Here is a 12,246-nt window from a genome sequence, read left to right as displayed (position 1 = left end):
TTTAAAAAATAAAATTAAAAAGTACTGTTATTAATAAAAAATAAATATTATTTTTGTAAAAATTAACATTTACAATTAAAAGTTATGGATTTATCTCAATTTTCTGGTTTTTTAGTATTTTTAACAATCTTTACAATGGGATTTTGGTTAATGATATTTTTGTTGACATTTGCAATTCCTTATTGGTTAATAGGGTATTTTAAAGAATCTTGGAAATATAGAAAAGAAGGCAGAGCAATACCTAAAAAGTAATTTTTGGTATTTAATATATAAAAAAAGGGCAATTTTTAAATTGCCCTTTTTTTAGTTTTATGCTTTAAACATTTCTTCTTCACCGCCGCCATCATAGCCACTTTGTGATCTTTCTCGTTTCTTTTTCTGGTTAAATCTATATGTGAAATTTAACATAATTTGACGTTCTCTCCATTGAAACTCACCCACAGATTCTGTTGTTGGTGAATAACTTGTTGATTTTCTTTTACGTGTATTAAATAAATCGCTAACGTTTAAAGAAACTGTTGCGTTTTCTTTAAAAATATCTTTACTAAAAGCTAAATTTACCATTAACATACCGTCTCTTTTAGATTGGGCTCCTTCAGATGGTCCCATATAAAATCCAGTTGTTTGCCAATCTATTTCTCCTGGTAAAGTTACTCTAGATACCATTCTAGTGAACCAACTAACATCGTCAGAATCGTAACTAATATTATTAAATTCACCATCAGTAACAGATTTAAAAAAGTTAAAACTATTGTTAAGCCTCCACCATTTAAAAGGGTTGTAGTTTGTTGTAAATTCAAATCCATAGCGATCTTGCGAGCTAAGGTTAATAGGGTTTCTAATTATTACCAAAGTTGGAACTCCATCAATATCTCTAACATCTTCCGTTTGTACCCAATCTATATTATTAATGGCATGTTGGTAATAAATTGAAGAATTTAAGGTGAATTTATCCCATCTTTTTAAATAGCCTAAATCAAATGAACTTGTATACGTTGGGTCTAAATTTACATTACCTTTTCTTATATATGTTTCACTTGTACGAGATTCAAACGGATTTAAAAACCAACTTCTTGGTCGTCTTAACCTTTTGCTATAACCTAATGTTAAACTTTCAGAATCATTAAATTCTAAGCCTAAATTAACTGTTGGAAAGAACTCAGTAAAATTTTTATCATAACTTTCATTAGTTTGCTCCAAATTTATTTTTCTATCAGTAGTTTCAGCTCTTAATCCTAGTAAATAAGAGAATTTATTTATTTTTTTTCCATATTGAGAATAGATCGCATATACATCTTGTTCAAAATTTAATGTATTAGAGAAATTGGTATTATTAAAAAACTGATTGGTATTTTCATCAAAATCTTCAACCAAATAATCGGTTGTTAATTCGTTTAAATCAGCTTTAAAACCAAATTCAAATTGTGCATTTTCTCCTATTGGTAACACATAATCTGCTTTTATTAAAATATCTTTAGATTCTTCATCTGTATTGTTTCTTTCAGGATTGTTTTCTAAGAAATTAGGGAAGGTGTCAAAATCAGAAATGAAAGCATTGCTATTTTCAGTGCTTTTTCCATACTGAAAATCAAAAATTAGTTTGTGCCCATCTGTTTTAAAATCTTGAGTAAAATTAAGAGAATATTCAATAGTTTCATCTACTTCATCTTCTTCTTCAACACGCTGATATGTTCTATTTAGATTATTATTAGCATCTAATTGGTTGTTAATATTTGTAGCAATATCTTCACCATCAGATTTTCTATAAAGTACAGTACCAGTTAAGGAGCTTTTATCAGTTAAAAGATACTCTACACCAAACCTTGTATTAAACCTATTATTTTCTCTTTCGTAGGTTGTTTTTTCATTTCTAAAACTCGAAATACTTCCATTTTCATTGAAATAAGTTGTGCTGTTGCTTGAATTTCCTGGAGCATTTCTATAATTATATCCTGTACTATTAAAAAAGTTAGCTTTATTAGTACGATAATTTAGGTTAATAGATGCTCCAAAATTATCTGGATCTCCGGCATTTGCAGATAAGGAACCATTAAAACCTTGTGCTTTTCCTTTACGTAGAATAATATTTAATATCCCAGCAGTACCTTCAGCATCATAACGAGCGGATGGACTTGTTATAACTTCTACTTTTTCAATTGCGTCGGCAGGTAATTGTCTTAATGCATCTGTACCACTTAAACCAACTAAACCAGATGGTTTTCCATTTACTAAGATTCTAACATTTTCATTTCCTCTTAAACTTACATTTCCTTCAACATCAACAGTTACGGAAGGGACGTTGTCTAAAACATCAGAGGCGGAACCACCTTTTACAGTCATATCTTTTCCAACATTATAAATCTTTTTATCTAAACGAATTTCTACAGTACTTTTTTCTGCAATAATTTCAACTTCACTTAGCGCTTGAGCATCCATTTCTAATGAAATTACACCCAAATCAGTTGTTTGTTTAATTTCTTGATTTAAAATTGTAAAAGTTTTAAAAGAAATATATTCTATAGATATATTATAAAATCCCCTAGGAACTCGAACATCAAACAAGCCATTAATATCTGTTATACCACCGGTTATAATTTCATCCTTTAAAGATTTTATTACAATAGTTGCATATTCTAGTGGTTGTTGAGTTTCTTTATCTATCACCTTTCCAATAATAGAAATCTTTTCAATAGGTTCGTGATTTTTAGCAATTAATGTGTTTACACATAAACTAAGTAAAATTATTAGTACAATATTTTTCATGAATTATCTTTTAGTTAATACTGTGCAAATATAGGTTAGTATTAACTCTTTTAGTGTTAACTAGTGTTAACGTTTGTTTAAGGTAATATAATTTAAGTTAAACAGTATGAGTTCTTGAAATATTCATTTAACATGTGATAAATCAGTGTGTTATAATATTTTTAAAGAATTTTATTTCAGAAAAGATGGGAATTAAGCTTATTCTATGCTGTTAAAAAAAACTTAAATTTTATAAAATAGATTTTATGAGTTCAGGTGGACGACCAATAACAGCTTTTCCATTATTAATTACAATGGGTCTTTCAATAAGTTTTGGATTTTCTACCATTGCAGTAATAACTTGAGATTCAGATAATTCTTTTCCTTTATAATTTTCTTTCCAGATAGCTTCGTTTTTTCTAACTAAATCTATAGGAGAAATATCTAATAATTTAATAATATTAGATAATTCTTCTTCTGAAATAGGAGTATCTAAGTATTTTATTGTTTTAAAATCAAGTTTAGAATCTTCTAAAATAGTTAAACCTTGTCTACTTTTGCTGCACCTTGGATTGTGATATATTTTCATAATTAATTTTTTTCAAAAATAAACAATTAATAGGTAGGCTTAATATCTTTTTTATCAAAATCTATTATTCTGTCTTTTTTACTTTGGTTAAAGCGATAAGTAAAAGAAAGTAATATAGTACGGTATTTATTTTTAAATAAACTTTTTGAAAAATAATTAGTGTTAAATCTATCTCTATTGGTTTCATTAGATAAAAATAAATCATCTACTCTTAAGCTTAAAGAGGCATCACTGTTAAATAAATCTTTGTTAATAGCAGCACTTGCGTAGGTATATGCTTTTCTAGTTGAATAGGAGCCAACAGATTTTAAAGTATGCTTTGCATTTAGTTGAAAATTAAATGCTTTAGGTATTTTTATCTGTGTAAATAAACTAAATGAACCATTTGTACTATTGTCATTATAATCTAAAATAATAGTTTCATTTGCGTTATTTACGGTTGTAAAAGTTCCAGTTTGATCAAGATTATAAATGTTTATATTACTTGTAAAACTCAACATATTATTTGCTCTAAAAGTAGTATTTATATTTAGACCGTAATAATCTAATTTACCTAAGTTAACAGGTGTTGTTATAACTTTGTTTACTCCATTTATTTGTTCACCAGTTTCATAAGTTACATCTTGCCAATAATCATTAAAAATTTGATAGAATAAGCTTGGTAAAAATGTAATTTTGTTTCCAAATCTTGCAAAGCCTAGGTTAAAATCATCTACATAAATTGGTTTTAAATTAGGATTACCTATAAAAGCAGATGTTTCGCTAAATTTTTCTTCAAAAGGTTTTAATCGATCATAAAAAGGAGTCAACATTTTTTTAGAAAAACTTAATGATAAACTTTTTGTATCGTTTAAATTATATTCTAAATAAACCGAAGGTAAAACTTTATCAAAATTATTTTTTTGTAAGTTACTTAAGCTTAAATAATCAACCTTCATATCAATAAATTCTGCTCTTAATCCAATGCCATAATAAAACTTTTCAGATTGATTTTCAAATTCTATATAAGCGGCATTTACATTTTCACTGTAATCAATATTATTCATTAAAGTAGAGGCGGTGTATTTAAATGGTAATTTAATATAATCGCCTTTAAAACCAAAAGTATAGGTTGATTTTTCACTTATTGGATTTGTGTATTTAAATTTTATGGAAGTATTTGTTAATTTATTCTTTTCAATAGAGTTTTCGTCAGTAAAATTTAAATTTGTATTGTTAATAGAATCATCAAATTTATCTGAATCTTTTGTATGTGTTATTGAAGTTGCAAGAGCTTCACCTTCCTTTTTAAAATTATGTGTAAAATCAGCAACAAACTCTACCATTTCATTATCAAAATTTCTTAAAAGAGTTCTATCATTTAATTCAACTGGATTATAAGATGCATCAAAAATTTCAGAAGTTGTTAAGGTATTGTTTTTGATAGTAGTATTCAAAAAATTGATACTTGTACTTAAAGTACTTTGTTTTGATAAGTAAAAGTCAGCACCAACTGTACCATAAAAAGCATTTGTGTTGTTATTAGATTCAATGTTTTCATTTAAAAATGAAGTGGTACTATTATTACTAAAATATTCTGATTGAGAAGACGACGTTGTTATAGGGTTGCTATGATTATAAGATGCGTTTATGTAAAAATTTACATTTTTATCTTTATTATTGATGGTAAACAATCCACCAGAATAATCTTTGAAACCAGCTGTAGCGGTTAATGAAGCGTTTAACCCTTCATCTTTACCTTTTTTTAATATTATATTTATTACACTTAATGCAGAACTACTATACTTAGCACCAGGATTTGTAATTACCTCAATATTTTCAATGGCACCAGCAGGAAGCGATTTTAAAGCATTCGCACTAGATAGAGATGATGATTTTCCATTTATTAATACATGAACATTTCCTTGTCCTTGCACGGTAATATTTCCATTAGGACTTATAGAAACAGAAGGAATATTATTTAACGCATCTGTAGCAACACCACTTGCTGCAGCAATATCTTTTTCAACGTTATAAATTAGTTTATTTGGTTTTAAGTCAATTGCTCTTTTTTCTCCTATAATTTCAATTGCTTCTAAAAATTCAATATCAACCTCTAACGCAATAATACCAATATTTAAATCTCTATTAATTTTTGTAATATTAATTTTTTTTGATTTAAATGAAATAAATTCAACAGTAATATTGTAAGAACCTTCTTCTATTTCAATTGAAAATTTACCTCGTGAATTTGAAATTCCACCGTATTTTATGGTGTTTGAATCGAGATCTTTAAATATAATAGTAGCATCTTCTAAGGCTTTTTTTGTAGTGCCATCAATTATTTTACCTGTTACTGTATATGTTTCTTTTTTTAAAGTTTGACTATAATTAATTAGTGGGGTTAAAATGATTAGTAATAACAATATTCTTCTCATAAAATGATTTTTTATTAAACATAACAATTTTTTGTGCTAAAAAAAGATAATAAATTAGTTTTTCATAATTTCAAAAATACAAAATATTAATAAATACCCACCATTTATTTAATATTATTTACGTTTTATGTACATCCTAATGATCTAATTATTAATTAATGAGCTTAGTTTTTTAATAATGAATTTAATTTTTGAGTTAAGCTTAAATTTTTTGTAAAATGAATTCCATTAATATTTAAAGAGTTTGCAGTTACAATATTTTCCATATTATCATCTATAAAAATAGTTTTTATTGGAGTGATAGCATATCTTTTTAAAATAAGTTTATAAATTTCTGGGAAGGGTTTTCTCATTTTTTCTTGACCGGAAACAACAACTCCGTCAAAATCTTTGAAAAAAGGAAATAACGCAACACCTTTATCCCATTTTTCTGCACTCCAATTTGTTAATGCATAAATTTTATAGTTTTCTGAGACTTTTAGTTTTTTAAAAAGTTTTACGTTCTCTGTTATTGGTCCAGAAAACATTTCTTCCCATCGCTCATAAAAACTTAAAATCTCTTTTTCATATTGAGGGAATTCTACTATTTTTAAGGCATTAGCTTCTGCAATAGTTCTACCAGCATCTTGTGCTGCATTCCAATCGGGAGTACACACGTTATTTAAAAACCATGTTACTTTTTGTTCATCATTATTAAATATTTTTCGATATAGATACTGTGGATTCCAATCAACTAGAACACCTCCAAGGTCAAATATTAGGGTATCAATTTTTGTGTTCATCACAATTCATTTGTATCATCTACTTGTCCTTGCTGCATTAAATACGCTTTTATAAAACCATCTATTTCCCCATTCATAACGGCATCTACATTACCAGTTTCAAAAGATGTTCTAACATCTTTTACCAATTTATACGGATGCATTACATAATTTCTAATTTGAGAACCAAAATCAATTTTCATTTTTCCAGCTTCAATATCGCTCCTTGCTTCTTGTTGTTTTCTAAGTTCTAACTCATACAATTGAGATTTTAGCATTTGCATAGCTCTATCTCTATTTTCGTGCTGTGAGCGAGTTTCGGAACAAGAAATTTGAATACCAGTTGGTTTGTGTGTTAGTTGTACTTTTGTTTCAACTTTATTTACATTTTGTCCACCAGCACCGCTAGAACGTGAAGTTATTATTTCAATATCTGCAGGATTAATTGTTATTTCAATACTGTCATCTACAAGTGGATACACATACACTGAAGCAAAACTTGTGTGGCGTTTTGCATTGCTATCAAAAGGTGAGATTCTAACCAAACGATGCACCCCGTTTTCTCCTTTTAAATATCCAAAAGCAAATTCACCATCAATTTCTAAGGTAACAGTTTTTATTCCTGTAACATCGCCTTCTTGATAGTTGAGTTCTCTAATTTTAAAGCCTTGTTTTTCAGCCCACATTAAATACATACGCATTAGCATAATTGCCCAATCGCAGCTCTCTGTGCCACCAGCACCAGCTGTAATTTGCAGTACTGCACTTAAATTATCACCTTCTTCTGAAAGCATATTTCTAAATTCTAAATTTTCTAGGAGTTCTATGGTTTTGTAATATACTTTTTCAACTTCTTGTTCGGTTGCTTCTCCTTCAGAGTAAAAGTCTAATAGAATAGAAGTTTCTTCAAAAAAAGTTTTAATGGCTTCAAAATCTTCTACCCACTTCTTTTTAGATCGTAAATCCTTCATTACAACTTCCGCTTCTTTTGGATTGTTCCAAAAATCTGGATTTGCAGTTTTTTCTTCCTCGTTTGAAATTTCAATTAATTTTTTATCAATTTCAAGGTAAGTTTTTAACTTGTTAATTCTTTCTTGTAATTTATTTAGTTGTTCGTTTGATATCATATCAATGTTTAAGATACACAAAAATAACCTTTCATTTTTAAACAATAAAAATTAATTAAATACATATTGAATAAATTTTAACAACAATATTTTAGTCACTATATTTGAGTTATTAAAATTTAAAAAATGCAAATAAACTTAATTAGTGATACGGTAACAAAACCGACCAAGGGAATGTTAAAAGCAATGATGGAAGCAGAAGTTGGAGATGATGTTTTTAAATCTGATCCAACGGTAAATAAATTACAACATAAAATAGCTGAAATGTTTGGTATGGAAGATGCCTTGTTTTTCCCGTCAGGTACTATGGCAAATCAAACTGCTATTAAAATTCATACGCATCATGGAGATAAAATGTTTTGCGATAAATATGCTCACGTTTACAATTATGAAGGAGGTGGAGCCGCAGCTAATTCTGGAGTAACATCACATTTAATTGATGGGCAAAGAGGAACTTTTACAGCAAAACAGTTACAAGAAGCTGTTTTGGGTGGTCGTTCAGACATTCATACACCATATGCTAGGTTAGTAGCTTTAGAAAACACAACTAATAAGGGAGGTGGGACTTGTTGGGATTTTGAAGAGATTTTAAAAATTAGAAAAGTTTGTACTACAAATAATTTAGCATTGCATTTAGATGGTGCAAGACTTTTTAATGCGTTGGTTGCTAAAAAAGAAAGCCCTGAACAATATGGGGAAGTTTTTGACACTATTTCAATCTGTTTATCAAAAGGGTTAGGAGCACCAGTTGGTTCGTTATTAATAGGTTCAAAATCTAAAATAGAACAAGCATTAAGAGTTCGTAAAATTTTTGGAGGAGCTATGCGTCAAGTTGGTTATTTAGCTGCCGCAGGAATTTATGCTTTAGACAATCATATAGACCGATTAGCAATTGACCATACTCGAGCAAAAATTATTGGAGCTGCACTTCAAAATTGTGCATTGGTAAAAAATGTTGAGCCTATTGAGACTAATATTGTAATTTTTAATGTAATAGATTCCATAAACGAACAGGATTTTATAAGTAGATTAAATGATGCTGGTATTGGATTAATATCTATGGGACAAGGAAAATTACGAATGGTGACACATTTAGATTTTAAAGAAGAGATGTTAGAGTCTTTAGTACATACTATTGAACATATTTAAATAAATTAGAAATATTGTAAAAAGGTTAAATCAATTTCCAGGAAAATTAATTTTCAATTCGATGTAATTAAATAAAATATTCTTCGACTTATATCGAAATACAAAAAATGAAGAAATATTTTTTAGCATTAATTATTGTTAATTTTTCAATTATATCAGTAATTGGGCAATCTATTAAACTTACTAATACAAAATCAATGACAACTATAGAAACTGCAACCGTTGCAAATGGTTGTTTTTGGTGTACAGAAGCTATTTTTCAATTATTAAATGGTGTTGAAAGTGTTACCTCAGGATACACTGGAGGAACTCTAAAAAACCCAACTTATAACGAAGTAATTACGGGTAGAACAGGACATGCCGAAGCTATTCAAATAAAATTTGATACATCTAAAATAAGTTTTATTGAAATTCTTGAAGTTTTTTTTAGTACACACGACCCAACAACATTAAATAAACAAGGTTATGATGTTGGTACACAATACAGGTCAGCCATATTTTATAATTCTGAAACACAAAAGAAAGAGGCAGAAGAATTTATAAAAGTACTTTCTGAAGCCAAGGTATTTGAAAATCCAATTGTTACGGAAGTTACTAAATTAGATGTTTTTTATATAGCAGAAAACTACCATCAAAATTATTACAATAATAATAAAACACAAGGCTATTGTGTGGCTGTTATAAATCCTAAATTAGAAAAATTTCTAAAACAGTTTAAATCTATAATAAAGAAATAAGGAGCAGTCTTGTTAAAATTTAGGTAAATTATCAAGTTTTAAACAATGAATAAAAATATAAGTATCTTAGGCTGTGGTTGGTTGGGAAAACCTTTGGCAATTAAATTAATAGAAGGCGGATTTTCGGTAAAAGGATCTACAACTTCAATAAGTAAATTTGATGAATTTAAAAATTTAGGAATTAGTCCATTTTTAATTTCATTAGAAAATATAGCTATAGAAATTAAAGAGTTTTTAACTTCTGAAATTCTAATAGTAGCTTTACCTTCAAAAAATATTGAGGGTTTTAAAAAATTAATACAATTTATTGAAAAATCACCTGTAAAAAAGGTGTTATTTATCAGTTCAACTTCAGTGTATGTTTCTAATAATAATGTTGTTAATGAGTTTTCCGAACTTCAAGATATACCTTTAGTTGCTATTGAAAATCTCTTAATAAAAAACAAAGCATTCGATACTACAATAGTGCGTTTTGCAGGGTTGTTTGGTTACGATAGAAAACCAGGTAATTTTTTTAAAAACGGCCGAACAATTCCAAATCCAGAAGGTTTTGTAAATATGATTCATCAAGATGACTGTATCTCAATCTTAGAAAAAATTATAGAAACTAATTTATGGAATACAATTTTTAATGCCTGTGCAGATACACATCCAACAAGAAGAGCGTATTATATAAAAACCAAAGCAGATTTAGGAAACGAACCACCTGTTTTTGCTAAAGCTGAAAACACAGTTTTTAAAATTATATCAAACGAAAAGATAAAATCAATATTAAACTATAAGTTTAAATACAGTGATTTAATGAGTTTTAATTACGGTAGTTACGATATTTGATTTATTTATAATTTATATTTTATTTAGGCGAGTATATAAACTAAAACTGGCATCCTAATTGTTATTAAATTAGAAAGAATATATTTATTTATGAAAAAAAAATACAAGTTATTATTGTTAGGATTACTATTTGATGGTATTGGGATGTTGTCATTTATAATTCCAATTATTGGTGAATTTTTTGATATAATTTGGGCACCAGCATCAGCTTTTTTTATCTATAAAATGTATAAAGGAACTGAAGGAAAAGTAGCTAGTATTGTTTCCTTAGTTGAAGAAGCTGGCTTTTTTGGTACAGATTTTATACCAACATTTACCTTAACATGGATTTACAAATACCTAATTATAAAAGAAAAAAAGGATTAAATTTCTTTAAAAAAACTTTTAAAACCCATTCTCATCAACATTTTTTTTGTAAATAAATTCCAAAAGAATTTAAACTGTCCGAAGCAAAAACCAACTAAGGGGAGCGTAATTTGATAAATTATAAATATTAGTAAAATTCTAATAGGCCAAAAAATCCAAGGATTTGTTGTTGCTTTTTCTAATCCAATAAATTCAGTAAGAGGTTTGGCAATATAAGCTGCAAAAGAACCATTTATAGCAAAAACAATTAGTATAAGAACTATTTGAAAGTTTGATTTTAATCCCCAACGTTTTTTTAACTTCTCCATTTATAAAAATTTCGTTGCAAAAATACATTTTAATTTTACAATGAAAATTTAATCATAAAAAAAGGTCAAACTTTATAGCTTGACCTCTGTTTGTTATATAGTTACAAATCTATTTACCTCCAATTAGTCCGCCAAGTCCACCTTTCTTTTTACTATTGCCTCCTAAAAGCATTCCTGCCACATCATCTATTACACTTCCGTCTCCATCAGCATTTAATAATTGAGTTACTAAACTTTATTGATTTTGAGAGGCACCGCCAAGCATTCAACCTAATAAATCTCCAATTTCATTTTGATCAGCAAGACCTTTTTGACGTGTTTCTTCACCTAAAGCTTCCATAACCTATGGACCAGTAACTTTTAAAATATTTATAGTTGTACCTATATCTATACCGCTATTTTTATTAACAGCTTAAGTAACGTTTTGTTCTTTACCTTTAAAAACATGTTTTAATATTCCAGCACCATCATTAAGTGAGTGTTTTACCAAGGTCACTGTTTAATAAATCTAAATTCCTGACATATTGTTTTTAATAAATTAATTAATACTTCGTCTAATTTAATAAATAATTACATAAAGTTTGACATAACAATTATAAATAAGTCACATTAATAATAAAATTTTACAATGAACGTTGTCCTTTTCATGGAACAAATCTTGTTTTAAAAGATTATATAATTATTAAAAAATAAATATTATGAAAAAATTAATATTAGTTGTAACAGTATTATTAGGTGGAATGTTTTGTATGAGCGCACAAGAAATTTCTGAACATGCTCTTGGGATTAGATTTGGAGATAACGATGGTTTTGGAGGAGAACTATCGTATCAAAAAAAGTTAGAATCGAATAAAAGGTTAGAAGTAGATTTAGGTTATAGAAATCATAAAAATTATGATGCTTTTAAACTTTCTGGAATTTATCAGTGGGTTTGGAATATAGAGCAAGGTTTTAATTGGTACGCTGGTTTTGGTGCAGGAATTGGATCTTGGAGTTATAGTAATGGCATTATTAGAGATAATGATGATGGCTTATTTATAAATGCTGATGGTAATGTTGGAATTGAATACAATTTTGATGCTCCTTTTTTGATTTCATTAGATTTTAGACCAGAAATTGGAATTATTGGAGATTATGGAAAAGATACAGATCTAGATTTAGCATTGTCTCTTAGGTATCAATTTTAATATAAAGTCAGTTAATTAATAATAAAAGC

The 12,246-nt window shown here is 27.8% G+C and carries 12 protein-coding genes; 6 read left to right on the top strand and 6 right to left on the bottom strand.

Annotated features, from left to right (window positions below; translation table 11 throughout):
- Positions 1–84: 84 nt before the first annotated feature.
- Positions 85–252: a hypothetical protein gene (locus IEW75_RS09640; RefSeq protein ID WP_188704027.1), complete on the top strand. Its 168-nt coding sequence runs from the start codon at positions 85–87 to the stop codon at positions 250–252.
- 57 nt (positions 253–309) lie between these two features.
- On the opposite strand, the gene IEW75_RS09635 is transcribed toward IEW75_RS09640, so the two are convergent.
- The 5 genes from IEW75_RS09635 to prfB all read right to left on the bottom strand — a co-directional run bounded on the left by IEW75_RS09635 (position 310) and on the right by prfB (position 7,636).
- Positions 310–2,763, bottom strand: a complete 2,454-nt coding sequence (locus tag IEW75_RS09635) for a TonB-dependent receptor (protein WP_134246681.1) — start codon at positions 2,761–2,763, stop codon at positions 310–312.
- Positions 2,764–2,992: 229 nt separating this feature from the next.
- The gene (arsC, locus tag IEW75_RS09630) at positions 2,993–3,334 is read right to left on the bottom strand and encodes an arsenate reductase (glutaredoxin) (RefSeq protein ID WP_134246682.1); all 342 of its coding nucleotides are present in this window, start codon (positions 3,332–3,334) and stop codon (positions 2,993–2,995) included.
- 23 nt (positions 3,335–3,357) lie between these two features.
- Entirely contained in the window at positions 3,358–5,748 is a 2,391-nt protein-coding gene (locus tag IEW75_RS09625) for a TonB-dependent receptor (RefSeq protein WP_134246683.1), read from the bottom strand.
- 164 nt (positions 5,749–5,912) lie between these two features.
- Positions 5,913–6,530: an HAD family hydrolase gene (locus IEW75_RS09620; protein WP_134246684.1), complete on the bottom strand. Its 618-nt coding sequence runs from the start codon at positions 6,528–6,530 to the stop codon at positions 5,913–5,915.
- Positions 6,530–7,636, bottom strand: a complete 1,107-nt coding sequence (gene prfB, locus IEW75_RS09615) for a peptide chain release factor 2 (RefSeq protein ID WP_134246685.1) — start codon at positions 7,634–7,636, stop codon at positions 6,530–6,532. The genes IEW75_RS09620 and prfB overlap by 1 nt, the downstream gene beginning before the upstream one ends.
- A 126-nt stretch (positions 7,637–7,762) precedes the next feature.
- On the opposite strand from prfB, the gene IEW75_RS09610 reads away from it, so the two are divergent.
- The 4 genes from IEW75_RS09610 to IEW75_RS09595 all read left to right on the top strand — a co-directional run bounded on the left by IEW75_RS09610 (position 7,763) and on the right by IEW75_RS09595 (position 10,722).
- Positions 7,763–8,785, top strand: coding sequence for a threonine aldolase family protein (locus tag IEW75_RS09610; RefSeq protein WP_134246686.1), 1,023 nt, complete (start codon positions 7,763–7,765; stop codon positions 8,783–8,785).
- Between the two features lie 107 nt (positions 8,786–8,892).
- A complete protein-coding gene (msrA, locus tag IEW75_RS09605; RefSeq protein ID WP_134246687.1) occupies positions 8,893–9,522 on the top strand; it encodes a peptide-methionine (S)-S-oxide reductase MsrA in 630 nt (209 codons plus the stop codon).
- Positions 9,523–9,567: 45 nt separating this feature from the next.
- Positions 9,568–10,356: a Rossmann-fold NAD(P)-binding domain-containing protein gene (locus IEW75_RS09600; protein WP_134246688.1), complete on the top strand. Its 789-nt coding sequence runs from the start codon at positions 9,568–9,570 to the stop codon at positions 10,354–10,356.
- Between the two features lie 90 nt (positions 10,357–10,446).
- Positions 10,447–10,722 carry a hypothetical protein gene (locus IEW75_RS09595; RefSeq protein ID WP_134246689.1) on the top strand — a complete coding sequence of 92 codons (276 nt, stop codon included), beginning with the start codon at positions 10,447–10,449 and terminating at the stop codon, positions 10,720–10,722.
- Here the strand turns inward: IEW75_RS09595 and IEW75_RS09590 are convergent.
- Positions 10,719–11,030: a DUF6787 family protein gene (locus IEW75_RS09590; protein WP_134246690.1), complete on the bottom strand. Its 312-nt coding sequence runs from the start codon at positions 11,028–11,030 to the stop codon at positions 10,719–10,721. The genes IEW75_RS09595 and IEW75_RS09590 overlap by 4 nt on opposite strands.
- Before the next feature lie 698 nt (positions 11,031–11,728).
- Between IEW75_RS09590 and IEW75_RS09585 the strand changes: the two genes are divergently transcribed.
- The gene (locus IEW75_RS09585; protein WP_134246691.1) at positions 11,729–12,217 is read left to right on the top strand and encodes a hypothetical protein; all 489 of its coding nucleotides are present in this window, start codon (positions 11,729–11,731) and stop codon (positions 12,215–12,217) included.
- The last annotated feature ends 29 nt before the right edge of the window (positions 12,218–12,246 follow it).

The sequence above is a fragment of the Lutibacter litoralis genome, assembly GCF_014646675.1.
Classification (GTDB): domain Bacteria; phylum Bacteroidota; class Bacteroidia; order Flavobacteriales; family Flavobacteriaceae; genus Lutibacter; species Lutibacter litoralis.
Note: the sequence above shows the minus strand (reverse complement) of the source record. Positions and strands in the feature narration are given on the sequence as shown.

Coding starts and splice junctions, on each gene's coding strand:
- IEW75_RS09640 (WP_188704027.1), top strand. CDS start 85: ATGGATTTATCTCAATTTTCTGGTTTTTTAGTATTTTTAACAATCTTT.
- IEW75_RS09620 (WP_134246684.1), bottom strand. CDS start 6,530: ATGAACACAAAAATTGATACCCTAATATTTGACCTTGGAGGTGTTCTA.
- IEW75_RS09600 (WP_134246688.1), top strand. CDS start 9,568: ATGAATAAAAATATAAGTATCTTAGGCTGTGGTTGGTTGGGAAAACCT.
- IEW75_RS09635 (WP_134246681.1), bottom strand. CDS start 2,763: ATGAAAAATATTGTACTAATAATTTTACTTAGTTTATGTGTAAACACA.
- prfB (WP_134246685.1), bottom strand. CDS start 7,636: ATGATATCAAACGAACAACTAAATAAATTACAAGAAAGAATTAACAAG.
- IEW75_RS09585 (WP_134246691.1), top strand. CDS start 11,729: ATGAAAAAATTAATATTAGTTGTAACAGTATTATTAGGTGGAATGTTT.
- IEW75_RS09625 (WP_134246683.1), bottom strand. CDS start 5,748: ATGAGAAGAATATTGTTATTACTAATCATTTTAACCCCACTAATTAAT.
- IEW75_RS09610 (WP_134246686.1), top strand. CDS start 7,763: ATGCAAATAAACTTAATTAGTGATACGGTAACAAAACCGACCAAGGGA.
- IEW75_RS09590 (WP_134246690.1), bottom strand. CDS start 11,030: ATGGAGAAGTTAAAAAAACGTTGGGGATTAAAATCAAACTTTCAAATA.
- IEW75_RS09595 (WP_134246689.1), top strand. CDS start 10,447: ATGAAAAAAAAATACAAGTTATTATTGTTAGGATTACTATTTGATGGT.
- msrA (WP_134246687.1), top strand. CDS start 8,893: ATGAAGAAATATTTTTTAGCATTAATTATTGTTAATTTTTCAATTATA.